General features: G+C 41.8%; 27 protein-coding genes, 1 other RNA gene and 1 pseudogene. 18 read left to right on the forward strand and 11 right to left on the reverse strand.

The window, feature by feature from the left end; translation table 11 throughout:
• Nucleotide 1 precedes the first annotated feature (1 nt).
• Nucleotides 2-970 carry a calcium/sodium antiporter gene (locus tag PSH41_RS01010; RefSeq protein WP_064384784.1) on the reverse strand — a complete coding sequence of 323 codons (969 nt, stop codon included), beginning with the start codon at nucleotides 968-970 and terminating at the stop codon, nucleotides 2-4.
• 254 nt (nucleotides 971-1,224) lie between these two features.
• On the opposite strand from PSH41_RS01010, the gene PSH41_RS01015 reads away from it, so the two are divergent.
• The 7 genes from PSH41_RS01015 to murA are packed head-to-tail and all read left to right on the forward strand — an operon-like array spanning nucleotide 1,225 to nucleotide 5,877.
• Nucleotides 1,225-2,028, forward strand: a complete 804-nt coding sequence (locus PSH41_RS01015) for an ATP-binding cassette domain-containing protein (RefSeq protein WP_004589092.1) — start codon at nucleotides 1,225-1,227, stop codon at nucleotides 2,026-2,028.
• Nucleotides 2,028-2,807 carry a lipid asymmetry maintenance ABC transporter permease subunit MlaE gene (mlaE, locus tag PSH41_RS01020; protein WP_024033330.1) on the forward strand — a complete coding sequence of 260 codons (780 nt, stop codon included), beginning with the start codon at nucleotides 2,028-2,030 and terminating at the stop codon, nucleotides 2,805-2,807. Before PSH41_RS01015 ends, mlaE begins: the two co-directional genes overlap by 1 nt.
• A 13-nt stretch (nucleotides 2,808-2,820) precedes the next feature.
• The gene (mlaD, locus tag PSH41_RS01025) at nucleotides 2,821-3,369 is read left to right on the forward strand and encodes an outer membrane lipid asymmetry maintenance protein MlaD (RefSeq protein WP_004589094.1); all 549 of its coding nucleotides are present in this window, start codon (nucleotides 2,821-2,823) and stop codon (nucleotides 3,367-3,369) included.
• Between the two features lie 5 nt (nucleotides 3,370-3,374).
• Nucleotides 3,375-4,055, forward strand: coding sequence for an MlaC/ttg2D family ABC transporter substrate-binding protein (locus PSH41_RS01030; RefSeq protein ID WP_273588634.1), 681 nt, complete (start codon nucleotides 3,375-3,377; stop codon nucleotides 4,053-4,055).
• Entirely contained in the window at nucleotides 4,048-4,341 is a 294-nt protein-coding gene (locus tag PSH41_RS01035; RefSeq protein WP_024033329.1) for an STAS domain-containing protein, read from the forward strand. The genes PSH41_RS01030 and PSH41_RS01035 overlap by 8 nt, the downstream gene beginning before the upstream one ends.
• Nucleotides 4,342-4,346: 5 nt before the next feature.
• Nucleotides 4,347-4,604, forward strand: a complete 258-nt coding sequence (locus PSH41_RS01040) for a BolA family protein (protein ID WP_004589097.1) — start codon at nucleotides 4,347-4,349, stop codon at nucleotides 4,602-4,604.
• A gap of 13 nt (nucleotides 4,605-4,617) precedes the next feature.
• Nucleotides 4,618-5,877 (forward strand): UDP-N-acetylglucosamine 1-carboxyvinyltransferase, encoded by a 1,260-nt coding sequence (gene murA / locus PSH41_RS01045; RefSeq protein WP_004589098.1) that lies wholly within the window; start codon nucleotides 4,618-4,620, stop codon nucleotides 5,875-5,877.
• A gap of 146 nt (nucleotides 5,878-6,023) precedes the next feature.
• Here murA and PSH41_RS01050 read toward each other — a convergent pair whose 3' ends face one another.
• The 3 genes from PSH41_RS01050 to PSH41_RS01060 form a co-directional block, all read right to left on the reverse strand.
• A complete protein-coding gene (locus PSH41_RS01050; protein WP_024033328.1) occupies nucleotides 6,024-7,106 on the reverse strand; it encodes a trypsin-like peptidase domain-containing protein in 1,083 nt (360 codons plus the stop codon).
• 100 nt (nucleotides 7,107-7,206) lie between these two features.
• The gene (locus PSH41_RS01055; protein WP_004589100.1) at nucleotides 7,207-8,559 is read right to left on the reverse strand and encodes a Do family serine endopeptidase; all 1,353 of its coding nucleotides are present in this window, start codon (nucleotides 8,557-8,559) and stop codon (nucleotides 7,207-7,209) included.
• 149 nt (nucleotides 8,560-8,708) lie between these two features.
• Nucleotides 8,709-9,125 carry a YhcB family protein gene (locus PSH41_RS01060; RefSeq protein WP_353683220.1) on the reverse strand — a complete coding sequence of 139 codons (417 nt, stop codon included), beginning with the start codon at nucleotides 9,123-9,125 and terminating at the stop codon, nucleotides 8,709-8,711.
• Between PSH41_RS01060 and PSH41_RS20110 the strand changes: the two are divergent.
• The 9 genes and pseudogenes from PSH41_RS20110 to PSH41_RS01100 all read left to right on the forward strand — a co-directional run.
• Nucleotides 9,064-9,192 (forward strand): annotated as a pseudogene (locus PSH41_RS20110) (hypothetical protein); the annotation flags it as partial. The gene PSH41_RS01060 and the pseudogene PSH41_RS20110 sit on opposite strands and share 62 nt — an antisense overlap.
• 95 nt (nucleotides 9,193-9,287) lie before the next feature.
• On the forward strand, nucleotides 9,288-10,376 hold the full coding sequence (zapE, locus tag PSH41_RS01065) for a cell division protein ZapE (protein ID WP_064384781.1): 1,089 nt from the start codon (nucleotides 9,288-9,290) through the stop codon (nucleotides 10,374-10,376).
• Between the two features lie 285 nt (nucleotides 10,377-10,661).
• Complete coding sequence (gene rplM, locus PSH41_RS01070; RefSeq protein ID WP_004589103.1) at nucleotides 10,662-11,090, forward strand: 50S ribosomal protein L13; 429 nt, start codon at nucleotides 10,662-10,664, stop codon at nucleotides 11,088-11,090.
• A gap of 8 nt (nucleotides 11,091-11,098) precedes the next feature.
• Nucleotides 11,099-11,491: a 30S ribosomal protein S9 gene (gene rpsI / locus PSH41_RS01075; protein ID WP_024600778.1), complete on the forward strand. Its 393-nt coding sequence runs from the start codon at nucleotides 11,099-11,101 to the stop codon at nucleotides 11,489-11,491.
• A gap of 555 nt (nucleotides 11,492-12,046) precedes the next feature.
• Complete coding sequence (gene petA / locus PSH41_RS01080) at nucleotides 12,047-12,637, forward strand: ubiquinol-cytochrome c reductase iron-sulfur subunit (RefSeq protein ID WP_004589105.1); 591 nt, start codon at nucleotides 12,047-12,049, stop codon at nucleotides 12,635-12,637.
• Nucleotides 12,637-13,902, forward strand: a complete 1,266-nt coding sequence (locus PSH41_RS01085; protein ID WP_004589106.1) for a cytochrome b — start codon at nucleotides 12,637-12,639, stop codon at nucleotides 13,900-13,902. Before petA ends, PSH41_RS01085 begins: the two co-directional genes overlap by 1 nt.
• Complete coding sequence (locus tag PSH41_RS01090) at nucleotides 13,899-14,648, forward strand: cytochrome c1 (RefSeq protein ID WP_024033324.1); 750 nt, start codon at nucleotides 13,899-13,901, stop codon at nucleotides 14,646-14,648. The genes PSH41_RS01085 and PSH41_RS01090 overlap by 4 nt, the downstream gene beginning before the upstream one ends.
• An 80-nt stretch (nucleotides 14,649-14,728) precedes the next feature.
• The gene (gene sspA / locus PSH41_RS01095; protein WP_004589108.1) at nucleotides 14,729-15,355 is read left to right on the forward strand and encodes a stringent starvation protein SspA; all 627 of its coding nucleotides are present in this window, start codon (nucleotides 14,729-14,731) and stop codon (nucleotides 15,353-15,355) included.
• Entirely contained in the window at nucleotides 15,355-15,792 is a 438-nt protein-coding gene (locus PSH41_RS01100) for a ClpXP protease specificity-enhancing factor (protein WP_004589109.1), read from the forward strand. Before sspA ends, PSH41_RS01100 begins: the two co-directional genes overlap by 1 nt.
• Before the next feature lie 70 nt (nucleotides 15,793-15,862).
• Here PSH41_RS01100 and dolP read toward each other — a convergent pair whose 3' ends face one another.
• The 4 genes from dolP to PSH41_RS01120 form a co-directional block, all read right to left on the reverse strand.
• Nucleotides 15,863-16,429, reverse strand: coding sequence for a division/outer membrane stress-associated lipid-binding lipoprotein (dolP, locus tag PSH41_RS01105; protein WP_004589110.1), 567 nt, complete (start codon nucleotides 16,427-16,429; stop codon nucleotides 15,863-15,865).
• Nucleotides 16,422-17,015, reverse strand: a complete 594-nt coding sequence (locus tag PSH41_RS01110; RefSeq protein WP_004589111.1) for an SIS domain-containing protein — start codon at nucleotides 17,013-17,015, stop codon at nucleotides 16,422-16,424. The genes dolP and PSH41_RS01110 overlap by 8 nt, the downstream gene beginning before the upstream one ends.
• 68 nt (nucleotides 17,016-17,083) lie before the next feature.
• The gene (locus tag PSH41_RS01115) at nucleotides 17,084-17,455 is read right to left on the reverse strand and encodes a YraN family protein (RefSeq protein WP_004589112.1); all 372 of its coding nucleotides are present in this window, start codon (nucleotides 17,453-17,455) and stop codon (nucleotides 17,084-17,086) included.
• 12 nt (nucleotides 17,456-17,467) lie between these two features.
• On the reverse strand, nucleotides 17,468-19,351 hold the full coding sequence (locus PSH41_RS01120; protein WP_273588635.1) for a penicillin-binding protein activator: 1,884 nt from the start codon (nucleotides 19,349-19,351) through the stop codon (nucleotides 17,468-17,470).
• A gap of 61 nt (nucleotides 19,352-19,412) precedes the next feature.
• Between PSH41_RS01120 and rsmI the strand changes: the two genes are divergently transcribed.
• Both rsmI and rnpB read left to right on the forward strand, forming a co-directional pair.
• Complete coding sequence (gene rsmI / locus PSH41_RS01125; protein ID WP_024033320.1) at nucleotides 19,413-20,270, forward strand: 16S rRNA (cytidine(1402)-2'-O)-methyltransferase; 858 nt, start codon at nucleotides 19,413-19,415, stop codon at nucleotides 20,268-20,270.
• Nucleotides 20,271-20,313: 43 nt separating this feature from the next.
• An RNA gene (rnpB, locus tag PSH41_RS01130) (RNase P RNA component class A) lies at nucleotides 20,314-20,678 on the forward strand.
• Between the two features lie 75 nt (nucleotides 20,679-20,753).
• Here rnpB and PSH41_RS01135 read toward each other — a convergent pair.
• From PSH41_RS01135 to PSH41_RS01145, 3 genes are all read right to left on the reverse strand, one after another.
• Nucleotides 20,754-22,166, reverse strand: a complete 1,413-nt coding sequence (locus PSH41_RS01135) for a sigma-54-dependent transcriptional regulator (RefSeq protein ID WP_004589118.1) — start codon at nucleotides 22,164-22,166, stop codon at nucleotides 20,754-20,756.
• Nucleotides 22,163-23,869, reverse strand: a complete 1,707-nt coding sequence (locus tag PSH41_RS01140; protein ID WP_273588636.1) for a transporter substrate-binding domain-containing protein — start codon at nucleotides 23,867-23,869, stop codon at nucleotides 22,163-22,165. The genes PSH41_RS01135 and PSH41_RS01140 overlap by 4 nt, the downstream gene beginning before the upstream one ends.
• 493 nt (nucleotides 23,870-24,362) lie before the next feature.
• Nucleotides 24,363-25,424 carry a putative porin gene (locus PSH41_RS01145; RefSeq protein ID WP_273588637.1) on the reverse strand — a complete coding sequence of 354 codons (1,062 nt, stop codon included), beginning with the start codon at nucleotides 25,422-25,424 and terminating at the stop codon, nucleotides 24,363-24,365.
• Nucleotides 25,425-25,441: the final 17 nt, after the last annotated feature.

Here is a 25,441-nt window from a genome sequence, read left to right on the forward strand (position 1 = left end):
GTTACCCTACTTGACTAAAAATATAACCTTGGTACGCCAAAAATGCGATGAGTAATAGGCCACCTTCTACTCTATTGATACGCTGAGAACCTCTAAAGTTCAATGACATAATAATAAGCGCAAGCGTAGCACCTAACATAATAAGTATGTCGCGGTTTGCAAGTGACGGGTCAACTACTGATGGGTTAATAATACCTGCAAGCGGTAATACCGCTAAAATATTAAATATATTTGAGCCCACAATATTACCTAGGGCTAAATCATCTTCGTTTTTAAGTACACCCGCTACAGAAGCTGCAAGTTCAGGCAAGCTTGTGCCAATGGCGATAATGGTTAAGCCAATAACTAAGTCGCTTAAACCAAAGTATTTAGCAATATCGACTGCTGAACTAACTAAAAAGTGTGAGCTAACAGGTAATAAAACCATGCCGACAATTAGCCATAAAACGGCTTTCTTAGTTGGTACATCGTTAGGAACCTCATCGCAGGCTTCTGAAACGAAAGGGTCATCTTGATTTTTTGCGCGCAAAGAAACCACAATCAAGCCACCAATAAACACAGCAAATGCGACTAGCAACGCCACCCCTTCGGTGAGCGAGAAGTAGTTGTCTGAAAATACATACCACGTAGCCAAGGATACCAGCATAACAAGCGGCATTTCGCGTTTTAAAGTGCTTGATGACACACTCAAAGGGCGTAGCAGCGCAGTAATACCTAACACAAGTAAGATGTTTGTTATATTTGAACCTACCGCGTTACCGACCGCTGTGTCGGTTTTATTTGCCAAAGCAGCCGAGGCCGATACCATCATTTCAGGGGCCGAAGAACCCATAGCAACAACCGTTAAGCCAACAATTAAAGTAGGGACTCCAAAGTTTTTAGCAAGCGCTGCCGCACCGTATACAAATCGGTCGGCGCTCCACACAAGTGCAGCAAAACCAAGAATTAAAATAACAAACGAGGTAACCATTATGTTAAGCCAGATGTTCAAAATACAGATGGCGCGAATAGTAACAAAAGCCAACATGAAAGTATAAGCAAAAGAGCAGGGTCTACTATTGCAGTGCGTGAATTTTATGCGCTTAAGCAAAGGTTAAGGCAATTTACTTCAGCCTTAGAGCGCTTTTTGTAGGCGTATTACAAAATCTTACGAATTGTTTTTTCCATCTTGGCTAAAAAACCCTTAAAATAGGAGCACGAGTGAACATTGTTACGGAGAGCGACTTGTCGCAATCAATAGTAGAAGTCAAGGATGTTAGCTTTTCGCGAGGCGATAGAACCATATATAAAAATATGAGTTTTAGTGTTCCTAAAGGTAAGATAACAGCGATTATGGGGCCAAGCGGAATTGGCAAAACCACAATGCTACGCTTAATTGGTGGGCAGCTTAAGCCTGACGCCGGCGATATTTTATTCGAAGGTGGCAGTATTCCTAGTATGTCGCGCAAAGAGTTATATGCGGCACGAACCAAAATGAGCATGCTGTTTCAAAGCGGTGCGTTATTTACTGATATGTCGGTATTTGACAACATTGCATTTCCTCTGCGAGAGCACACCAAGTTAAGTGAAGCGTTAATTAAACTAGTCGTATTAATGAAACTGCAAGCGGTGGGTTTACGCGGTGCTAAAGATTTAATGCCTTCTGAGCTTTCTGGCGGTATGGCCAGACGAGCAGCACTTGCACGTGCTATTGCACTGGACCCAGAACTTATTATGTATGATGAGCCTTTTGCCGGCCAAGACCCAATATCTATGGGCGTATTGGTAAAGCTTATTAAGTCGTTAAATGAAGTGCTAGGTTTATCATCCCTTATTGTAACCCACGATGTGACGGAGGTAATGAGTATTGCCGATCACGTTATTATTATTGCCGATCAAGGCGTAATAGGGGCTGGGACACCGGATGAAATGCGTAATCATGAATCTCCATTAGTACAGCAGTTTTTAAAAGGGTTATCGGATGGGCCTGTGCCATTTCATTATCCTGCACAAACGTATGCTGATGAGCTGTTAGGAGAAAACGCTTAATGTTGGATTTATTTCAAAAGCTAGGTCATAAAACGCTGGGGCGTTTTGCTGCATTAGGGCGCTCTGCCAACATGCTTTTTAATGCATTGTGGAATGTACCTAACTTTAAAAAAGGCACACCGCTGTTAGTGCGCCAACTTTATATGGTTGGTTCGCAATCATTATTAATTATTATGGTGTCGGGTTTGTTTATTGGTATGGTGCTTGCGCTGCAAGGTTACACTGTATTGGTTGGCTATGGCGCCGAAGACAGCCTAGGCCCATTAGTTGCGCTTAGTTTATTACGCGAACTAGGCCCTGTGGTTACAGCGCTATTATTTGCTGGTCGCGCTGGAAGTGCGCTAACGGCAGAAATAGGCTTAATGAAAGCCACCGAGCAACTCTCTTCACTAGAAATGATGGCCATTGATCCTCTCAAGCGCATTATTGCACCGCGTTTTTGGGCAGGTTTTATTAGTATGCCATTGCTTGCACTTATTTTTTCTGCGGTTGCTATTATCGGTGCTCATTTAGTTGGGGTTGATTGGTTAGGCGTAGATACCGGCAGCTTTTGGTCGATAATGCAATCGCAAGTATCGTTTCAAGAAGATGTATTAAACGGCATGATAAAAAGTTTTGTATTTGCCATGGTAGTGACCTGGATTGCGCTTTATAAGGGCTACGACTGTATCCCAACATCAGAAGGGATCAGTAAAGCAACAACAGAAACAGTCGTTCACTCATCACTGGCAGTATTAGGGTTTGACTTTATTTTGACAGCGGTAATGTTTACCAGCTAATAGGGTATAGATAATGAATTCACGGAAATTAGAGATTTTAGTTGGCTTTTTTGTCGCATTAGGCATTTTAGCGTTTGCAATGTTAGCACTTAAAGTGGCTAATTCGGGTATTAGCGGGTCGGGCGAAACCTACACGCTAAATGCAAAGTTTGAAAATATCGGCTCACTTAAAGCGCGTGCACCGGTAAAAGTAGGCGGTGTAGTGATTGGCCGTGTTGAATCTATTTATGTACACCCACAGGAGTTTTTGCCTGTGGTAAATATGACGATAGATGCACAGTATTTATGTCGTTTTTCAGACACTAGCTCAATCTCAATTTTAACATCGGGTATTTTAGGGGAGCAGTACTTAGGTATTCACCCTGTTATTTCTCCTAATGCAGCAGAGCAGCGCTGTTTAGGTGAGACAGTGACCGAAAACGCACAAGATCAAGCAATCGATGAGTTATTTGGCGTAGAGAGCAAAGCGTTAGGTGATGGTGATTCAATCACAGATACTAAGTCTGCACTTGTTTTAGAAGAGTTAATAGGGCAGTTTTTATTCAACCAAGGTAGTGAGTAATTATTATGTTGAAACAGTTTTTAGCCGTTATTGCACTTAGTGCAACCCTAGCTGTGCAAAGTGTTAGCGCAGCCGAAGTTAAACTGACAGATCCTAACAAAATGGTGCGTCAGGTAGCAGAGCATACATTTGAGCGCATTAAAAAAGATCAACCGCTTATCACTAAAGATAAAGAGCACCTTCGTGTTATTGTAGAAGAAGAGCTGATGCCATACATAGACTACAAATATGCAGCACTTCGTGTATTGGGTAGTGAAGTGTCTAAAGTGCGTGCAATTACCGATGAAGCCGAAAAAGCCGAAGCAATTAAAGGCATCCAAGAATTTATTGGGGCGTTTAGAGGCTATTTAGTTGCTACTTACGCGGGGGTATTTACTCAATACACTGACCAACATGTAGAATTTGGCGCAGAGCAGCCATTTAAAGGCAAAGATGTAGTTGTAGTAAAAACTAAAATTATAGAAGATGGCAAACCTGACATAAAAATTGATTTTAAAGTGCGTGAAGATCGCAGCGGCGAGTGGCGCGCATACGATATGATTGCAGAAGGAATTAGCTTACTCGATGCAAAACAAAGTGAGCTACAAGGTATTTTACGCCAGCAAGGTATTGCACACGTAAGTAAATTACTAGAGCAAAAGAGCCAGTTACCTGTGCAATTTAGAGGCAACAACAGCAATGACTAAATTGGCAATTAGCCAAGTAGATGAGCAGCACTATAGGGTAAGTGGTGAACTTACCCGCAGCTCAATTGGCAATGAACAGCTTCTGAACGCCAAGTCATTAAGCAAGCATAAAACCATCTATTTTGACCTTTGTGAGGTAATGAGGGTTGACACAGCGGGCTTAGCTTGGTTAATTCACTCTTTTGCTGAATTTAAGCAACAAGGCACACGCCTTGAATTGCAAAATCCACCTGAGCAATTGCAAAATTTAATGCAGTTGGGTCAGGTAACAACTTTATTTGAGTGAGAGTTATGGAAACTAGCCAAGTCGAAACATTATTACGCGACGAACTTCAATTATCTGAAGTAAAAGTAAAAGCCAATGGTAGCCATTATGAAGTAATTGCAGTAGGTGAGTGCTTTGACGGTTTAAGCCGCGTTAAAAAGCAACAGCTAGTTTATGGCCCATTAATGAATACTATTTCAGACGGTACAATTCACGCTGTATCAATTCGTGCATTTACGCCAACTGAGTGGAAGCGTGAACAAAAATTTATTTTACCTCAATAGTTAAGGCCTCTTAATGGATCAGTTTGTAATTCAAGGTGGCACTTCACTTGCGGGTGAAGTAACTATTTCTGGCGCTAAAAATGCCGCATTACCAATTTTGTTTGCCGCACTGCTTGCCGATGGTAAAAGTACATTTACGAATGTTCCTCGCCTTCGCGATATTGTGACCACTGAGGCGCTTTTAAGCACCTTAGGCGCAACTGTAAATTGGCAAGGCGATACACTGTATATCGATGGCGCAACCGTTAATAAAACGCTTGCTCCTTATGATTTAGTTAAGCAAATGCGTGCCTCTGTTTTGGCACTTGGGCCTTTAGTGGCGCGTTTTGGTGAGGCGCAGGTATCGCTACCTGGTGGCTGTGCTATAGGCGCACGCCCGGTTGATATACATATTCAAGGTTTAGAGCGCATGGGCGCACAAATAAACGTTGAAAATGGCTATATCAATGCAAAGGTAGAAGGTCGCCTTAAAGGCGCTGAAATTTTCATGGAAATGGTCAGTGTTGGCGCAACCGAAAACTTACTAATGGCCGCAGCACTTGCTGATGGTAAAACGGTGCTTGAAAACGCAGCACGCGAGCCCGAAATTATTGACCTGGCCAATTGCCTAATTGCTATGGGTGCAAAAATTACTGGTGCGGGTACAAGCCGTATAGAAATTGATGGCGTAGAGCGTTTAGGCGGCTGTGAGCACAGCATTTTACCTGACCGCATTGAAACGGGCACTTTTTTAGTTGCAGCAGCGATGGCTGCAGGTGAAGTACTTTGTAAAAAAACAGATTTTCATTCACTTGAGCCTGTTATTGAAAAATTACGTGCCGCGAATGCATTAGTTGAAGTAAACGATGACAGCATTTATTTAGATATGCGTAATCGTGAGCTCAAAGCCGTTAATATTAAAACCATGCCACACCCTGGTTTTCCAACCGACATGCAAGCGCAGTTCACCGCGTTAAATGTAGTGGCTAATGGTAGTGCAACAATTACCGAAACCATTTTTGAAAACCGCTTTATGCACGTACCAGAGTTACAACGCATGGGCGCTAATATTCGTTTAGAAGGGCACACCGCTATTTGTGGTGAAACGCAAAGTTTAAGTGGCGCACAAGTAATGGCAACCGATTTACGCGCCTCTGCAAGCTTAATTTTAACCGGTATTGTGGCGCAAGGTGAAACGGTAGTCGATCGTATTTACCACGTAGACCGAGGCTATCAACGCATTGAAGATAAACTCAGTGGCTTAGGTGCCAATATTAAGCGCAGAAGTAGCTAATACCCATTCGCAATAATATTTATTTGTTTTGAGGTGAGAGCACACTTGCTTCTTAATTAAGTGCGCTGAGTTAAACACAGTTTACTTTAGACATAAAAAAGGTCGGATACGCGTATTGCTATCCGACCTTTTTATTGCCATTTTGGTTAGAGTTTAGTTTCGAGCTCTGCAACTCTAACCATTATTTTTTCTACTTTACCGTTACGGTACAGCTCAAATTCTATTTCTTTACCGGGCTGTGTATTGCCTATTTTTTCGAGTACTTTTTGCGGGTTGGCGACACTTAACCCTGCAATTTTAATAACGATGTCTTGCTCTTCAATGCCAGCTTGCCATGCAGGACCTAATGGGTCTAAATTGGTGATGCGCATACCTGCAACCTCAGTAAGGCTGTCGTTTACCTCTTTGCCCGTGCTATCAACCGCAGTGCCTTCAAAGCCTAAATAGCCACGTACTACACGGCCATGGCGTATTAGCTTTGCCATTACTTCTTTAGCGAGTGAATAGGGAACAGCAAAAAATATTCCTTGGATATTTAGGTTTTCACGGGTTTTAAACTGCGCAGACGTGATCCCTACTAAGTCCCCATTTGAATTAACCAAAGCACCGCCAGAGTTACCTACATTTATAGCAGCATCCATTTGCAATAAGTTGTTATAAGGACTATCGGTAATTTTTTGTTTACCGGTGGCACTAATTATACCTTGGGTGATGGTTTGCCCTAAATTGAGTGGGTTACCAATGGCCAGCACTACATCACCTACACTGGTGGTGTAATTATCGTTTACGGGGATCACCGGCAGGTGGTCGGCGTTAATTTTCAATAGGGCTAAATCGGTAATGGTGTCAAAGCCAATTAACTGCACATCAAAAAAGCGTCGGCCATCGGTTAATATAACCAAGATTTGATCTGCATTATTTATAACGTGGTAGTTAGTTAATATGTAGCCGTCTTGCGCCATAATTACGCCAGAGCCAAGCTCTTGAACGGTGTTTTGTTGCTTATAGCGAGGCTCTTTAGAAATGCTTTCTGAAAAAATAGTTACTACCGACGGTGCAGCACGTTTAACCGCGTCAGCAAAACTAAGGTGATTTGAGCTCATAGCACTGGGCAAGGGAACATTAGGGAGTAAAGAGGCGCGCATATTAGGGCTGAAAAAAACCACTAAAAAAGCGATACCTAAACCGACAAACAAAGGGGGAAGTACAAATTTTAGTAATTTCAGCACGAGATTCTTATTGTTAGTGAGCAATTCTTTATGATGGCACAAAAAAAATAACAGCGGCAAGTGCTGCTGTTATTTTTATTGCTTATTTATAACGTGTTACTTATTGGATAAGTACAAAGATAGACTCTCTGCCACGTTTAACGCCAAGTACGATATTACCTTGGGTATCTTCGATAATTTTGTTCATTTGACGAATGTTTTCTACACGTTGGCGGTTAACTTGAACAATCACATCACCTTCTTCAAGACCAACACGTGCAGAAGGAGAGCGCGGATCTACTGTGGCGACTTCAATACCTTTAGTGCCATTTTTTTGCACGTTTTCAAGCGTTGCACCTTGGAATGCAGGATGCAGTTCATCGCCTGCGGCGGTTACACCCGATGCACCATCAAGCGTTACTTTAATGGTTTTTACTTTGCCATCGCGGTAAATACCTAATTTAACTTCGCGTCCTTCACCTAACGTTGCTATTTTACTGCGCAGCTCGTGGAAGCCACTAATGTCGCTGCCATTAATACTAATAATAACATCGCCGGCTTTAATACCTGCTTTGCTTGCTGCGGTATCATCCATTACTTGCATAACGTAAGCACCTTGTTTAACGTCAAGTTGCTGTGCTTTTGCAAGGCCTGCATCAAGTGGACGGCCAGAAATACCCAGTGAGCCACGGCGTACTTCGCCATGTTCAATAATTTGGTCGACTAAGTTTTTCATCATATTTGATGGAATGGCAAAGCCAATACCAACATTTCCACCCGAGGCACCTAAAATAGCAGTATTAATACCAATGAGTTCGCCATTTAGGTTAACTAAAGCGCCTCCTGAATTACCTTGGTTAATAGCTGCATCGGTTTGAATAAAGTCTTCGTAGCCTTCAATATTTAAACCACTACGCCCTAATGCACTTACAATGCCCGAGGTTACTGTATGGCTTAAACCAAATGGATTACCAATTGCAACTGCAAAGTCGCCGACACGCAATTTATCTGAATTTGCCAGTTTAACTTCGGTTAAGTCATCTGCATCTATTTGTAATAGCGCAATATCAGACTCTTTATCGGTACCAATTTTGGTGGCTTCAAATTCACGCCCATCTTCTAGCGTTACCACCATTTTTTCGGCATCTTGAATTACGTGGTTATTTGTTACTACATAGCCTTCGTCGGCATCTATAATAACCCCTGAGCCTAAACCGCTAAATTGGCGCTTTTGACTACGTGGTTGAGGGTTACCAAAAAAGTATTCAAGCGGGTCTGCACGGCGGCGTACTTCTTTTGAGCCAGAAACCTGAATGCTCACAACGCCAGGGGTAATTTGCTCAAGCATAGGCGCAAGTGTGGGTAATTGTTGGCCGTTAACTGCAATAGGCAGTTTTGCATAAGAGGCCATAGGGCTTAGTAATAAGCTTGTAGATAAGATTGCAGCACTAATAAGTGATAATTTCATTTTCATAGTCAGGGTGTACTCCACATCACAGGAAAAGCAAAAAGGCTGCATAAGCAGCCTTTTCGAATTTAAATATAAAGCTGTTACATTTAAAGACTATGGGGTCAAAAAAAAGTTCCTCAAGATAGCACTAACATTTTAGCGTGCTCAGTGTGTTAAGAGGCTTTTGCAGGTTTTGTATCACCATTTTGCCCTGCAAATAAACCAGACTCACCCGAGACGTAATCGGCAGGTTGTGCTTGTGCAGATGAACGGTCAACCTCGCGCTCTTTTAAAGACGCTTGTAATTGCTCTGTTGTTTCTTTAGAGAAAAACGGCTCGCTAGGTGCTTTGTTTTTATCATCAAGTAATAGTTGATTGGTTTCTTCAACATGGCTGAGTAGTTGATCGTAGTTTTCTTTCATTTTATTCACAAGCTTACCTGTGCTTGCTAAATGATCGGCCACATCTTGGCGATACTGCTCAAGCGCGTTTTGTGCTTGCTCGGCTTGTTCTTTTAATTCATCTTGCTTAAATTGCTTTTTAGTAACGAATGCACCAACAAAAAATGCCACTACAGCAGTAATAATAATTAAACCTACCCACGTAACTGTGCCCATAACTTTACCCCTTTGGGAAAAAATATCTAATAATGCCTGATTCAAATATAAATCATCCTGTGGGTAATATACCCCGAGTTAAGATGCGTGTTAATATGTTGTGCAAATTAAACTGTGTTTAAAATGTAATTAGATATGACTCCTTGGCAAACTTACCAGCAAGATCTCAAGCGCGATGACTTTGTACATGACCAAGCACAAGAAAATGCAGTGCGCCATTTACAACGTTTATACGATGACCTCACAAATAAAAAACCACAGCAACAAGGCTTTTTTGCAAAGTTGTTTAATAAAAGCGAACCTGAGCCAATTAAAGGGCTTTATTTTTGGGGTGGTGTAGGGCGTGGTAAAACCTATTTAGTAGATACCTTTTACGAAGCGCTGCCAGGTGAGCGTAAAATGCGTGTGCATTTTCATCGCTTTATGCACCGAGTTCACGATGAACTAAAAAAGCTAAATAATAAAAGCAATCCACTGGAAATTGTTGCCGACATATTTAAAGCCGAAACCGATATCATCTGTTTTGATGAATTCTTTGTTCAAGATATTACAGATGCCATGTTACTCGGCGGCTTAATGCAGGCATTATTTGCACGCAATATAGTATTAGTCGCCACCTCTAATATAGTGCCTGATGATTTATATAAAAACGGCTTACAGCGTGCGCGTTTTGTTCCGGCCATTGAACTGGTAAAAGCGAACACAGAAATAGTAAATGTAGACTCTGGTATTGATTATCGCTTGCGTACACTTGAGCAAGCCGAAATATTTCACAGCCCGTTAGATGAGCAAGCCGATAAAAACTTATTTGAATATTTTGATAAGCTCTCGCCAGAGGCGGGGGAGCTTGATCAACCCATAGAAATAGAAGGGCGCTTAATCAACACACGCAAAGTGGCTAAGTGTGTAGTGATGTTTGAATTTAGCGAATTGTGCGAAACCGCACGTAGCCAAGTCGACTACATGGAAATTAGCCGCTTATATAACACTGTTATTATTTCTAATGTTAAACAGCTTGGACAAAATAACGATGATGCAGCTAGGCGCTTTATCGCTTTAGTGGATGAGTTTTACGAGCGACATGTAACATTAATTATTTCGGCTGAAAAACCGATCACGCAGCTTTATACCCAAGGTAATCTTAACTTTGAATTTAAGCGCTGCATTAGCCGCCTGCAAGAAATGCAGTCTTTAGAGTATTTAGCAAAAGAGCATTTAGCATAGCGCTAATACGACTGTATCGACTCTTTAAAGTGGCCTTATTGTTGTTTTTATATAAATGCATAAATTTTTGTAATTTTCTTGTGGAAAAAACAACCGCTCGGTAGCAATGTGTTTTAAGTGCTGGTATACTCCCGCGTCTGCCACGTTGCGTTCTATGTCCTCATATAGTTTAGCCACTTGTGAGCGGCGCTAAAGTCTAAAACTCGAAGGGGTTATAGCATACTTAGAGCGGTAGTTAATAATAACTGCCTGTGGTTTTAATTGAAAAACATTGGATTTTTATAAATGAAAACGTTTGTTGCTAAACCAGAAACAGTAAAACGTGACTGGTACGTAGTTGACGCTGAAGGTAAAACTTTAGGTCGCATCGCTACTGAAATCGCTCATCGCCTACGCGGTAAGCACAAAGCTGAATACACTCCACACGTAGATACTGGTGATTACATCATCGTTATCAACGCTGAGAAAGTTACTGTAACTGGTAACAAATTCAAAGATAAAGTGTACTACGCTCATACTGGTTTCCCAGGTGGTCTTAAGTCTACTACTTTTGATAAACTTCAAGCTGCAAAGCCTGAAATGATCATCGAAAAAGCTGTTAAAGGCATGTTGCCACGTGGTCCTTTAGGCCGCGCTATGTACCGTAAACTTAAAGTTTACGCAGGTACTGAGCACAACCATGCTGCACAACAGCCTCAGGTTCTAGACATTTAAGGAGCACTATCATGGCAAATCAATACTACGGTACAGGTCGTCGTAAAAGTTCAAGTGCTCGCGTATTCTTACGCCCAGGCACTGGTAACATCGTAATCAACAAGCGCTCTTTAGAAGAGTACTTTGGTCGCGAAACAGCACGCATGGTTGTTCGTCAAGCTCTTGAGCTTGTTGACATGACTGAAAAATTTGACCTTCACATCACCGTTGCCGGTGGTGGTACAACTGGTCAAGCTGGTGCTATCCGTCACGGTATCACTCGTGCACTTATGGAGTTTGACGAGTCATTACGTCCACAACTTCGTAAAGCAGGTTTTGTTACACGTGATGCACGTAAAGTTGAACGTAAGAAAGTGGGTCTTAAGAAAGCGCGTAAGCGTCCACAGTTCTCAAAACGTTAATTTTTACGTTATCAAGAATTCAAAAACCCAGCTTATGCTGGGTTTTTTGTTTTTGGCATTAAAATTTAAGTACTTACCTGCCTCAAGCCCGCTTTTTTAAGGCTAGGCGCTGATCATATTTTATAAATACTGCGTATTTAATGTACGAAAGCTTTAAAATACCCATTTCGCTGCAAAAAAGTTAAATAATTATCGCAATTAGTGTAAATCCATCAGTTAATTGGTGGAATTTTTTGCTACAATTGGCTGGCAAGTAGTATGAGCAAGTTCAACATCACCATGTACAGTTTATCTGTTTCCTCGTAGTGGGGTTGATCTTGGTCAGTATATTGTTTTTACAGAAGCGCTATTATAGTCATTCGGCTTTATTCTCGAGCTTACTTTATCAAACTATTGATCAAGTCGGGTTATTCGAGCGTGAGGCTGTGAATAACCTTGTTTTAATCAAGGGTTTTAATTATGATCGCTTCTATTTTAAAAATTTCGAAAAATTAACCTGCTGTAACTGATGTTCTCAATATAGCAAGTGTTGAGAATCATAGTGGAGATAAGTGGATGAGCAATGCGCCTGTAGACAATGGCCGACGTCGCTTTTTAACCATAGCTACCTCTGTTGTAGGTGGTGTTGGTGCGGCTGGGGCTGCTGTTCCTTTTATTGCGTCTTGGAATCCAAGTGAGCGAGCTAAATCTGCGGGTGCGCCTGTAGAAGTAGATATCAGCAAACTTGAGCCAGGACAATTAATACGTGTAGAGTGGCGTGGTAAACCTGTATGGGTTGTATCACGTACCCCTAAAATGCTTGAGCAGATGAAAGAACATGAAGGTCAACTTCGTGATCCGCAATCGCAAGAGCCACAACAACTAGAATCATCAACAAATGATTACCGTTCATTACGCCCAGAGATTTTTGTCGCTGTTGGTATTTGTACGCATTTAGGGTGTTCTCCAGGCTTTTTCCAAGGTAACTTTAGTGAAAAAGTTGAAGGGACAGATGATGGTTTTTACTGTCCATGTCACGGTTCTAAATTTGATATGGCTGGGCGAGTATTTCAATCAGTTCCTGCACCATTGAACTTAGAAGTACCACCTTATACTTTTCTTGATGAAACCACTATTTTAGTGGGCGAAGAAAAAGGGGTAGCCTAATGTTTGGTAAAATTGTTAGTTGGATTGACGACCGTATCCCAATGACACGTGTTTGGAACATGCACATTGCACAGTATCCAGCACCTAAAAACTTTAACTTCTGGTACTTTTTTGGCTCGCTAGCCATGTTAGTACTAGTAAACCAAATACTTACTGGTATTTGGTTAACGATGAACTTTGTTCCCTCTTCTGAAGGCGCTTTCGCATCAGTAGAGTACATCATGCGTGATGTTGAATACGGTTGGTTATTACGTTATTTACACTCAACGGGTGCATCTGCGTTTTTCATCGTTGTTTATATGCATATGTTCCGTGGCATGATCTACGGCTCTTACCAAAAACCACGTGAATTACTGTGGTTGTTCGGTATGTTTATTTTCTTAGCATTAATGGCTGAAGCCTTCATGGGTTACTTACTACCATGGGGTCAAATGTCGTTCTGGGGTGCGCAGGTAATCATTTCGTTATTCGGGGCTATTCCGGTAATTGGTGACGACTTAACACTTTGGATCCGTGGTGACTACGTAATATCGGGTGCAACGCTTAACCGCTTCTTTGCATTACACGTTATTGCACTACCATTGGTTATTGTAATTTTAGTGTTCTTACACATTGTTGCGCTACACGAAGTGGGCTCTAACAACCCTGACGGTGTTGAAATAAAACGCAAAAAAGGCACTGTGGCTGAAGAAGATAAGTCTAAATTTAAATTCCATGAGTATTACACCGACAAAAAAGACATTGTTGATGCGATACCGTTCCACCCGTACTACACAGTAAAAGATATTGTGGGCGTGGTTGGTTTCTTAATCTTGTTCTGTTGGGTTGTATTCTTTATGCCTGCGATGAATGGTTTCTTCCTAGAAGCGCCAAACTTTGAAGCAGCAAACCCACTTAAAACACCAGAGCACATTTTCCCAGTTTGGTACTTTACGCCATTCTATGCAATCTTACGTGCAATCCCTGATAAGCTTATCGGTGTTGCGGCAATGGGTGCGTCAATTGTGGTACTCGCATTGTTACCGTGGATTGACCGTGGTCGTGTTAAATCGGTTCGTTACCGTTGTGGTTTCCACAAATGGAACATTGCAGGTTTCGTTGTAACTTTCGTTCTTTTAGGTTGGGTGGGTGCAACTCCACAAACTGATATGAAAACGATAATTTCTCAAATCTGTACTGTGACTTACTTTATGTTCTTCGTACTGTTATTTATATACAGTAAGAATGAAAAAACTAAGCCATTGCCTGAGAGGTTAACGAAATGATGAAAAAGCTACTTATTGGTGTATTTGCTTTATCAGTAAACTTGCTGCCTAACATGGTTATGGCTGCGGGACCTTCGGTTCCTCTTATGGAAGCGGGTAACGATATATCTGATCAGCCTTCTTTGCAGCGCGGCGCAAAGTTGTTCATGAACTACTGTCTTGGTTGTCACCAAATGCAGTATCAACGTTATGAACGTACTTTCCGTGATATTGGTATTCCAACCGAGCTTGGCAAAGAGCAATTGATTTTTGATGGTTCAAAAGTAGGTGGCCATATTCTTAACGCTATCGCAAAAGAAGATGCTGCTAAATGGTTTGGTGCGGCTCCGCCGGATCTAACCAATGTGGCGCGTGTGCGTGGCAGTGATTGGATTTACACTTACTTAAAATCGTTTTATAAAGATGAATCTCGTCCGTTTGGCGTAAATAATACGTTATTCCCATCGGTGGGTATGCCGCATGTTCTTCAAGAACTACAAGGTTTACCAACACCTATCATTGAAGAAGTTGAACAACATGGTCAAACAGTGACTAAAGTTGTTGGTACTGAAACAGATGGTAAGGGCGAATTAAGCGTTGATGAATACGATCAAGCGGTTCGTGATTTAACGAATTTCTTAGAGTATGTAGGTGAACCTACACGCCTTGAGTCAGAAGCGTTAGGTATTAAGGTAATTGGATTTTTAGTTATCCTGTTTATCTTGGCATTTATGCTTAAGAAAGAATACTGGAGAGATGTTCATTAATTTGAGCATTTTACAAGGTAATTTTGCAATAGGGGCTTAAGCCCCTATTGCTGTTTTAGTTATTTAATGGAGGTATAGGCATGGCCGTAGCTGCCAATAAGCGCCCTGTAATGACCCTTTTTTCTGGTGCTAACTGTATGTATAGCCACCAAGTACGTATTGTACTTGCAGAAAAAGGTGTAAGTGTAGATATTCATTTGGCTGAAAAGGATAACTTGCCAGAGGCACTTCACGAAATTAACCCTTACGGTACAGTACCCACACTGATTGACCGTGAGCTTGGCTTATATCAGGCAAACATCATCATGGAATACCTTGATGAACGTTTCCCTCATCCTCCACTAATGCCTGTGTATCCGGTAATGCGTGGTCGTAGCCGTTTAATGATGCACCGTATTGATACTGATTGGTACAGCCTTGCTGAAAAAATCATTAACAATACAGCAGATGCTGCACAAGCTCGTAAAGAGTTAACTGAAGCGTTACTTGCAATTGCACCAATCTTTAACGAAGCTCCATACTTTATGAGTGAAGAGTTTAGCTTAGTAGATTGTTATTTAGCACCACTATTATGGCGTTTACCAGAGTTTGGTATTGAGCTTAATGGCTCTGGCGCTAAAGAGCTAAAAGAGTACATGATCCGCTTATTTGAGCGTGAGTCATTCCAAGCTTCTTTAACTGAAGCAGAGCGTGAGATCCGTTTATAATGACGCCTAATCGTCCTTATTTACTACGTGCTTTTTTTGATTGGATCGTAGATAACGACTGCACACCACATTTAGTGGTTGATGCGCAGTACCCAGCAGTACAAGTGCCTACGCAGTTTGTACAAGATGGCCAAATAGTGCTTAATATTAGCCCTTCTGCCGTTACTGGATTTTCGTTAGATATGGAACAACTAAGCTTTAATGCGCGCTTTGGCGGACAGCCAATGCAAGTATATGTGCCTTTAGGTGCGGTGCTTGCTATTTATGCGCGTGAAAATGGCGAAGGAACAGTCTTTACTGCAGATGAGTTTTTAGAGGACGAAGACGATTTTGCACCTGACCTTGAAAGTGTGGAAACATCAGATGAGATTATTGATGAGACCCCGCCAGAAAAGCCAGAAAAGAAAAAAGGCTCACATTTACGCGTTATCAAGTAACGCTTAAATACAAAAAAACCGCTAATTAAGCGGTTTTTTTATGTGCCTCATAAACGGCTTTTTATGTATTTTATAAATATTCAAACACTTTAATAACGCGCTCTACACCCGATACATTGCGTGCAATGTTAACCGCTTGGTTAGACTCAGATTCAGATACTAATCCCATTAAAAATACTTCGGCGTTTTCGGTCACTACTTTAATATTATTGCTCGGTATATCTTTAGCTGTTAAAAGCTGTGCTTTTACTTTAGAGGTTAGCCACGAGTCGTGCGTTTGTGTGGTAATTCCAATATTTGAGCCAATTCTAATTTGGTTATGTATTTTACGTATACCTGAGAGCCCCTCAATGCTCTGCTGAGCTTGGTTTTTCATTTCTTGATTGGCAACCTGACCTACCAGTAAAACAATGCCATTAACGCTTATAGCGTCTACATTGGCGAACTTTTCTAGTCGTTCAACTTCACTAAGCGCAATACTGGCTTTAATTTCTATATTATTGTCGTCTATTTGTGAGCCAATGGTGCGGCGATCATTTGCTGCTGTTACTGCACCAGCTGTTCCTGCAACCACTGCAGCTGCACAGCCTTGCAGTAAAACAACAGTACCTAAAACAATAAGAGAGCGTTTAAACATAATTTTCATCCTGCGGGAAAAGAGTTAAATCAACCAGCTCACTTAAACAATGTAAGTTAACTAAGTGAGATTCAATAATGCGGCTAGGACGCTTAGAAGGCGTACGAATTTCTACATCATTAGGGCCTAATAAGCCAACGAGTTCTCCACCATCGTCACCTACCATCACTATGACCTTCATATCTTTAGTAAGTGCCGCTTCTACAGCAGAAATAATATGTTTTTCATTGCCATTAATTGCTAACGCAAGCAGTAAGTCGCCTTGTTGTGCAAAGGCACGTACTTGGCGAGCAAAGGTATCATGTTCATCTACTTGGCTACTTTGCCCTAAATTGATGTTTTCTTGAGATAGCGCAATAGCAGGTAAACAGGGGCGCTCTGTTTCGTAGTGATTAACTAATACGCCGGCCATGTGCTGCGCTAGCATATGGCAGTTTGCCGTGCCACAGCAAAGGAGTTTGTTACCATTAATTAAACTTTGTGCAATGGTAAATGCCGCAGACTCTAGTGCGCTTGGCAGTACTTCGCCTGCTGCTATTTGTACTTGAATGCTTTCTGTAAAAATTTCTTTAATTGTATCTTGCATAGACTACCAATAATTTATTCGTCATTTTTGTTTGTTGCTGGGCGTTTTACTAATCTGTTTGCGTGGTGTTAAAGTACGCTTTTGATCCAATTTATATTGCCAGAGCCTTCACCTGTAATGGCAACATAGTCGACTCTTATAGGCTGATTAGTTAAGTTTTTTGCTGCCAAGTAGTGATAAATAGTGCGTTTTAATCGTGCTTGTTTTTGTGCGCCAAGGGCATAATTTGCACCGCCTCTCGCATTGTTTTTACGAAACTTAACTTCTACAAATACAAGCGTATCGCCGTGTTTCATAATTACATCAAGCTCACCAAAGGGGCAATAATAATTACGCTCAATAGGCGTAAGCCCTTCACGGGTTAAGTATTTCTCTGCTTGGCGTTCATAGTACTGGCCTTTTTCTCGGCTATTTTGCCACAGCTCTTTAAACCACGACATAGCCGCTCCAGATTAATCAAACGTAAGCGTATTGCTTTCGTTGGCTGATTGCATAAATAAAGGCACGGGCTGCTTTGTTTCTAGCTGTACGGCTTTTATGCGTCTATTTGTGTATTGTGCCCAATCAAGCGTACGCTCTATGTGTCCGCTTGTATTCACCGAAAGCTTCCCACTTAAACCTGTAAACTTATTACCGGACATTACACTCAATTGCCTAATGTCGCTTAGCACCGATACGGCATCGTAAGCCATGGCAAATAGGCGTTGGCTTATATCGGCATTTTCAGGCCACAGCGTGTTGTATTGATTGCGTAAGTTATGTTGTTTAACTGTCGCATTAAGCATCCACGGAAGCTCTGTAAAGTAAAGCCCTTCTAAATCGCCTTTATCAGTGCGATCTATTTGCTTACTATGGCTTTTAGAGCTGGCATAAAGCGGGATACGCTGTGCAAAAGTACTTACATTTACATCTAAATAAGGTTTTATCAGGCGTGTTTCTATAGCGTCGCCTAAAATGTAAATCGCATCAATATCGCTACGAGAGCGGGTTTCACTTTCTACTTCTTGTTTAAATAAAGACTTAACCGTTTTAATGCGCTGCTTAGATTTATCAACCTCTAACAAGCTTGTAATTGTGTTTGGCATGTCTTTGTTATCGTTATAAAACCCAATTTGCGGTTTTGTTTCGCTATAGCGCTGCCACTGAATATTAAAGTAATCAACCAAACGCTGACCATTGGCATTATTAGGCGCTAATAACATAGGCTTTTGATAACCTTTAGCTAAAAAGTGCTCCAGCGCTTGCTGCACTTCATGCTCAGGGTTTAAAGCAAAAAAGTAATGCTGCAGCGAAAGTCGCTCACCATCAAATGTATTTAAGTGTAATGTTGGGGTATCAATAAGTGTTTTAGCTTGCGCAAGTTTATCTATATTCGCTTTTAATAATGGCCCAATCACAAAGTCTGGATTAAATTGGCTCAGCTGCTCGCTTAGCACTTGGGTTGAAAGGTTCTCATCTATAAAAACAGTGTCGCTAATAGTTTGCTTATCAAGCCCTGCCAAAATGCCGGCTTTTAGGGCGTCACCTAAACGCTCATTTGCGCCTGATTGCGGTAAAAGTACAGCTAAACGCTCTATATTAACTGGTGCTAGGTCGGCTAGGGCTTCATCTTGCTCGGGTAAAATAGCTACGGCAGGGTGCCCAGGGTAGCGACGGCGCCAATTATTAATGGCTTGGTCAAGCTCTACACCGCTATTTGCATATACTTGGTGGTATAAAGCTAAGTTAGTCCAACCTTGTTGAATAACAGAGCCACGATTAAAGCGCTCCAGCGCATAAGAAGACAGCTTTGTTAAGTTATCCCACAGCGCACTTTGCAGAGCAGGGATCTCAATATTATTTTTATTCGCAGTTTCTGAGGCTCTAAAAAAATAAGGTGCGGCGCGCTTAGGAAAGTTTTGCGATGCATATATGCTAGCAGTTAAATATTGATGCCAAGCAAAGTGTTCAGGCTGTTTAAGTTGGCCATCGAGCGATTGCAAAATAACGAGCGCTTGGTCGTTTTTATTTTGCTGCTTTTGTGCATAAGCAATGTATAAGCGGTTTTGAATCTTATCTACACTTGGGGTTTGCTCAAGCTCATTACAAATATTTTCAAGTAACGGCCAGCTTTGCTCCGAAATAGCCGCATCACGCGCACTATAAAGTAATTGAATTTTGTCTGCACCGGTACGATTAAGCGCTAATTTATAAATAGCATCGGCACTGGTTGCTTGATTTTGCAGCGCATTCGCACTGGTGTTAATGCTATCGCTATTTTTAGTTGGTTTTTCGGTTGTGCTACAGGCCGATAACCCTGACAATATAATTAATAGACTAACAAGTTTAAGTCGCACAATGATTTCCCAATACGTTAACGCGATTTGCTTATATTACTGACTGACGCAGGAGACCTCAATGTTAAATGAGGAGAATTCACAGAAAATTGGCACTCTTTACATTGTTGCCACCCCAATTGGCAATTTTGACGACTTAAGCCAGCGTGCCATCGCGACATTATCGCAAGTTGACTTAATCGCTGCTGAAGACACGCGCCACACCGGTAAGCTACTAAGCCACTTTGGTATAAAGGCTAAAACCTTTGCATTACATGACCATAACGAAAAACAAAAAGCGCAGCAGATTATTGATTGGCTAAACGAAGGCAAAAATATCGCGCTAGTCTCAGATGCCGGCACGCCGCTGATAAGCGACCCAGGTTATGCCGTTGTAAACTTGTGCCGCGAGCAAGGCGCGCATGTAACACCCGTGCCCGGTGCGTGTGCTGCTATTACTGCAGTGTGTTGCTCAGGCCTGCCAACAGATCGTTTTCAGTTTATTGGCTTTACACCGGCTAAAAGTAAAGCCCGCCAAGATTTTTTCATAGAAGCTGTAAACTCAAGCATTACCAGCATAATGTACGAAAGCACCCACCGTATTATGGCAAGCCTAGATGATTTAGAAGCGGCCTTAGGTAGTGAGCAACAAGTGGTATTTGCAAAAGAGCTTACCAAAACCTTTGAAACCTTTTTTAATGGTAGCGTAAGTGAGTTAAAGCAGTTTTTAACTGATGACCCAACCAAGCAACGCGGCGAAATAGTGCTCATGTTGCCAGGTAAACCCAAGCAAGTAGATGATATACCGCCAGAGGCGCGTAAAATGCTGGCGCTACTTGAAAGCGAAATGCCGATGAAAAAAGCCTGTGGTATTGTTGCTGAATACTTTGGAATGAAGAAAAACGCCCTGTATAAAACAATTATTGACGAAAAAGAGTAAATCTTTACTGCGTACAAGGCACAGCTCATGTATACTTCGCGCCGAGTTAGCCAAGATAATCGCTGCCTGTGACGAAAATGATCAGGGGGAGGAAAGTCCGGGCTCCACAGGGCAGAGTGCCAGCTAACGGCTGGGGGGCGTGAGCCCACGACAAGTGCAGCAGAGAGGAGACCGCCAACCCTCGGGTTGGTAAGGGTGAAAGGGTGCGGTAAGAGCGCACCGGGCCGCTAGTAATAGTTGGTTGCAAGGTAAACTCCACTCGGAGCAAGACCAAATAGGGTTCCTTATGGCGTGGCCCACGTTGGAACCGGGTAGGTTGCTTGAGCCATAGAGCGATTTATGGCCTAGACGAATGATTATCACTTTCTTCGGAAAGGACAGAACCCGGCTTATATGGCTAACTCACTCATTCAACAAAAAAGCCCGCAGTTAACGCTGCGGGCTTTTTTGTGCCTAAAATTTGATTAAGTACTTTGTTGTTTTTTAAGGCTCAGGCTGTCCTTTTTTAAGTCGCTTACTGAGTGCTGGCTGCGATATACCGAGTAGTTGCGCTGCCATAGATTGATTTGAGTTGCTACGTTTCATCGCTTCTGCCACCAGTAATTCTGCGGCTTGTTTTAAAGTGGGTAGTGTTGATGTTGACTCAAATAACGGCTTTGCAAGCTGGGCTTGCATATCTAATTTAGGCACGGCGCTGCGTACGCTTTCAAACGCTTTCATAGACAGTGCGCCGCTTTGGTGGGTGCTCATTGCATCAAAGGCCATGGCGCGCAGCTCTCTTATATTGCCCGGGAAAGCGTAGTTTTCGAGTAAAATTAATAATTCTTTTGGAATACTTGCCACCGGTTTATTAAATTCTTGTGCGGCAAGCGTTAAAAAGTGCTCGAGTAATAAGGCTATATCTTGCTTGCGCTCTCTAAGCGGCGGAATATTTACATGATGAATTTTTAAACGATAGTATAAGTCGTTTCTAAATTCGCCATTTTCTTTTTTAGTGAGTAAGTTTTGGTGGGTGGCTGCAATAATGCGCGCGTTGATGCGCTTTGGGGTATCGCTGCCTACTGGGTAATATTCGCCTTCTTGCAAAAGCCTTAATAACTTTACTTGCGAGGCCAGGTTTAAATCGCCAATTTCATCAAGAAATAGTATCCCGCCTGATGCGCGTTCTATCATGCCTTTGCGGGCTTGCTCAGCACCTGTAAAAGCGCCTTTTTTATGGCCAAATAAGGTATCCGAAAATAAGTTATCGTCAAGGCCGGCTACGTTTACACACACAAGTTCGCCACTGCAGCTACTGGTTTCGTGAATGGCTCTGGCTATAAGCTCCTTTCCTACGCCGCTTTCTCCGGTTATAAGAATAGGTTGTTGGCTATTTGATATAGACTCAATGTAATTAAACACCGAATGCATTTGATGATCCACACTGATAATTTTAGAAAACGCAGGATGCAGGCTTGTTTGGTTTTCTAGCAGATAGCCGCGCATGGCTTGGTTTTCTAGGTTTAGCTCTTGAAAACGTACCACTTGCATTATGCTATTGCTTAGGCGTTCGGGATCTTCTGTTTTTACATGATAACCATAAGCACCTAACTTTATACATTTTACAGCGGCTTCTACTTGGTTAATGCCGCTGATGATCACCACCGAAATATGCGGAAAAAGCTCTGTAATTTGCGCTATAAGCTCATCGCCACTGATATGTGGCATGTTTAAATCAAGCAATACAACGCGAACATTCCCTTGGTTTAGTTTGGCAATTACATCGCGGCTATCATTACATTGTACAATGTTGTTAATGCCGCAGTAGCGCTCTATTGCAAACGATATGCTTCGTAAAAAGCTGTTATCGTCATCACAAATGAGGACCTCAAAACTAGGATATAAATTAGTATTCATAGTTCACTCTCGTGTTGTAATAAGGGTAGTGATAGCTTTACTTTTGTGCCTTTACCGAGGGTTGATTTAAAGGTGAGTTGGCCTTGGTGATCTGCCACGATCCCCGCTGATACAGAAAGCCCTAAGCCAGTGCCACCAGATTGTCGTTTGGTGGTATAAAACGGGTCGGTGAGCTTAATTAAGTGCTGTTGATCAATGCCTACGCCTTGATCTTCAATGCTCAGCACAACCTGATTGTGTTTAGTATGGAAATAGCTGGTGATAATGATTTTTTGCGTTTTGTCTTCAAGCGCTTGGCAGGCATTTAAAATTAAATTTACGATTACCTGCTCAATGCGACTGCCGCTGCCTTTAAACGCAGGCAGTGAGTTGGCTAAGTTAACCTCTAAGTGGTTTGTCGAGTTTTTAATTTGATTTGTGACTAAGCGAATAGAGCGGTTTGTTAGTAGGTTTAAATCTAGCTGCTCAGTTTTCTCATGCGATGCTTCACCTTTTACGGCAAAGCTTTTTAAATCCTCTACTATGCCCTTTACCTTGTTACTGGCAATGTGCATATCGTCTAAAATTTCTGGCAGCATATGTTTAAAGCGCTGATAGCTTACACCGGCAACAAGAAAGTCGCCTTGGCGTGCTTGATGCTCATCAAGTATGTCTGTTGCATCTTCAAAGGCTTCTTTTATAAACGGAAAATTTAACGTTAAAATACTACATGGATTATTAATTTCGTGAGCTACTCCCGAAACCAACACCCCCAGTGAGGCCATTTTATCTGCATGAAGTAGCTGTAACTGCTGGGCTTGTAGCTCTTTGGTGCGGCTTTCTACTTTTTTGCGCAGGGCTTTGTTCCAAATTATCACCACGGTACTAATTAGTAGCAGCACCACTACACATATACCTGCTATTACGCCAGCTTTTGACCAAGGTGATACGTTTAACGGGCCAAACCATTTGTCGTAAATTTCTTGCTGACGGCCGGTGTTTTTTAAAATAGCTAAGCCTTGAGTAAATTGCGATAACAGCGCTTCATCTGCGGTTTTAGTGGCATAGCCATAAAGCCGGTTTCTTTCTAGGCTAGAAATAGCAGTGATGTTTGATAGCCCCAATTTTTTACTTAAATATAAACCGGGTAAGTTTGAAACCACTGCAAAGTCATAGCGGCCAGAGGCAAGCAAGCGCAGGGCATCGGCATGGGTTTCAACCGGTATAAGGGTAATGTTTAAGCCTGAGTGGTTAAGCATATCAAATGCCGAGCCATTGCTTTGTACAATAACGCGGTAGTTTTCAAGCTCGCTGTAGTGCGTTATTTTAGGGCTATTGTCGCGCGCAAATATAGAGTGGTTAACAAACGTGTGCGGGCTAAAGTTATACAGATCGGTGCGCTCGGGTGTGGCGGCCATGCCTTGTAAAATATCCACATTTCCACGGTCAAACTCGGCTCTTATTTCGGCCCAGGGCATTAGCTTTATTTTTATATTAAGCCCCATTACAGCGGCTATTTCTTGGCTAAGTTCTACGTTGTAACCTGTAAGCTCGCCATCTTCGTTAATAAACTCATAAGGGGGGTAGTTAAAATCTCCGCCCACTATAATTTGTTTAGGCTGCGATAAATTAGCTTGTGCAATGCAGTTTAGGCTATTAATACCCAGTAGGCTTAGTAGCGCTATTTTTAATACATAAAACCAAGCGTTTTGTTTAATAAACAAGTGAGTAAACCTCTGCATTTTTTAGTTGTGGTAGTGCGTTAGTAAATTGTCTAAACAGTACAAATAAAATGGCGTTTATGTTCCTTTTATAGCCGCAAAAAGGTTGTTTTTAGTTGGCAGCAGGGGACTATAGTCTGTATTTTAATTTTATATAAATTAGGTACTAACGAATTTATCATGGTTTTAAGTCTTATCTATTTATACTTTAAACTAAATAAGAATAAATTAATTGTTAATTAAGGTTTTTTGTAAGGCAGTTATGTCTTTTTAAGGCTGTTTAATAAAATAAAAGCGATTTTATATCGGCTATTAAATCGCTTTTATTGGTTGGGCCTATTTAGAGGATGTTGACCTGTGTAGATTAACGTTTTTCAAGCTAGGGCAGTCTAAGCAAGGCGCTTGGCTTTTAAGCGAGTGGGCTTAATAATCGCTTTTGCTAAATACTAAACTCACTACTGTAAATTTAATCACGATTGGTCAACATGCCTTAGTACTAAAACTTCATGTTTAGGTTTACTTGAATGCGATCGCGGCCATTGTTGTTAGTGGGTATATCGTTATTAATATTATCCACGCTAAACCACCTTAAATCGGCATTTAGGTTCTCTGCAATTTTGTAATCTAGCTGTACGCGTGTGCCTTTAATATTGGTATAAGAACCCGGAGTATTAGTTTGCGTAAACGCGCCATTCATAGGCAATGCATAGGCTTCGGTACGTAGCACGTAAAAACGCAGGCCAAACTGTTTATTAATTTGATAACGAGCATGTACAGTAAACGCTGTATTTTCGCTATCGGCTTCACTTGTGTAGTAATCGGCTGCAAAGCGCACTGCGCCATAACGTACATCAAGGTTGTAGGTCATTACGTTGCCTGCTTGGTCATCATCAAGGCCCGACTCAGCACTGGCATAGGCCGTATCTGAGGCGCTAACAAAAATTCCGCCAATACCGGCTTTAACGTTAATGTTATTAAAACTTGTAGCATATACACCTTGTAGCTGTTGCCAGCTAGCATCGCGCTTGCCTTCGCCATTATCGACATTTTCTTCAAGAATAATATGCCCCGCATTAACGCTAAACGTATTGTTACTCCAGTTAGCTTGTACACCTTCTAGCGCTATATCGTCACGAAAAAGCAGCTCTGATGAATGCATATAAACGGGTGCCGCCTTACCAATATATACTTGGGTGTTACTAAGCCCTGTGTACTTCATAAAGGCGCGGTCTAAACCAAAGTCATCGTTATCGCTGGTATCGGTGATACCAAAGGTTTGATGGGTTGAATCGTGTTGGCTTGAGGTTGTTCTAAAGCGCATTTGCGCTGACCAGTTCTCGGTAGCTGCGTATTTAATACCAAATCGGGCACGCAAACGGGCGCGGCTTGTTGAGTCAATTGTATCGCCTTCGGTGCGCTCAAAGCGCATACGCATATCGCCAAATAGCTTAACGGCTTCAAGGCCATTTAAACCTTCAATTGTAATATCTGCGTGGGCAGGCTTAGCTAAGGCAATAACACCTAATGCAACGGGTAAATAGATAAGTTTACTAGTCATGGTTTGTCTCTATAAAA

The organism is Pseudoalteromonas sp. CST2 (assembly GCF_028599385.1).
Classification (GTDB): domain Bacteria; phylum Pseudomonadota; class Gammaproteobacteria; order Enterobacterales; family Alteromonadaceae; genus Pseudoalteromonas; species Pseudoalteromonas atlantica.

Coding starts and splice junctions, on each gene's coding strand:
- mlaD (WP_004589094.1), top strand. CDS start 2,821: ATGAATTCACGGAAATTAGAGATTTTAGTTGGCTTTTTTGTCGCATTA.
- PSH41_RS01085 (WP_004589106.1), top strand. CDS start 12,637: ATGTTTGGTAAAATTGTTAGTTGGATTGACGACCGTATCCCAATGACA.
- dolP (WP_004589110.1), bottom strand. CDS start 16,429: ATGTTTAAACGCTCTCTTATTGTTTTAGGTACTGTTGTTTTACTGCAA.
- PSH41_RS01100 (WP_004589109.1), top strand. CDS start 15,355: ATGACGCCTAATCGTCCTTATTTACTACGTGCTTTTTTTGATTGGATC.
- sspA (WP_004589108.1), top strand. CDS start 14,729: ATGGCCGTAGCTGCCAATAAGCGCCCTGTAATGACCCTTTTTTCTGGT.
- rplM (WP_004589103.1), top strand. CDS start 10,662: ATGAAAACGTTTGTTGCTAAACCAGAAACAGTAAAACGTGACTGGTAC.
- PSH41_RS01090 (WP_024033324.1), top strand. CDS start 13,899: ATGATGAAAAAGCTACTTATTGGTGTATTTGCTTTATCAGTAAACTTG.
- PSH41_RS01040 (WP_004589097.1), top strand. CDS start 4,347: ATGGAAACTAGCCAAGTCGAAACATTATTACGCGACGAACTTCAATTA.
- zapE (WP_064384781.1), top strand. CDS start 9,288: ATGACTCCTTGGCAAACTTACCAGCAAGATCTCAAGCGCGATGACTTT.
- murA (WP_004589098.1), top strand. CDS start 4,618: ATGGATCAGTTTGTAATTCAAGGTGGCACTTCACTTGCGGGTGAAGTA.
- PSH41_RS01145 (WP_273588637.1), bottom strand. CDS start 25,424: ATGACTAGTAAACTTATCTATTTACCCGTTGCATTAGGTGTTATTGCC.
- PSH41_RS01030 (WP_273588634.1), top strand. CDS start 3,375: ATGTTGAAACAGTTTTTAGCCGTTATTGCACTTAGTGCAACCCTAGCT.
- petA (WP_004589105.1), top strand. CDS start 12,047: ATGAGCAATGCGCCTGTAGACAATGGCCGACGTCGCTTTTTAACCATA.
- PSH41_RS01115 (WP_004589112.1), bottom strand. CDS start 17,455: ATGTCGTGGTTTAAAGAGCTGTGGCAAAATAGCCGAGAAAAAGGCCAG.
- PSH41_RS01135 (WP_004589118.1), bottom strand. CDS start 22,166: ATGAATACTAATTTATATCCTAGTTTTGAGGTCCTCATTTGTGATGAC.
- PSH41_RS01055 (WP_004589100.1), bottom strand. CDS start 8,559: ATGAAAATGAAATTATCACTTATTAGTGCTGCAATCTTATCTACAAGC.
- rsmI (WP_024033320.1), top strand. CDS start 19,413: ATGTTAAATGAGGAGAATTCACAGAAAATTGGCACTCTTTACATTGTT.
- PSH41_RS01035 (WP_024033329.1), top strand. CDS start 4,048: ATGACTAAATTGGCAATTAGCCAAGTAGATGAGCAGCACTATAGGGTA.
- PSH41_RS01110 (WP_004589111.1), bottom strand. CDS start 17,015: ATGCAAGATACAATTAAAGAAATTTTTACAGAAAGCATTCAAGTACAA.
- mlaE (WP_024033330.1), top strand. CDS start 2,028: ATGTTGGATTTATTTCAAAAGCTAGGTCATAAAACGCTGGGGCGTTTT.
- PSH41_RS01010 (WP_064384784.1), bottom strand. CDS start 970: ATGGTTACCTCGTTTGTTATTTTAATTCTTGGTTTTGCTGCACTTGTG.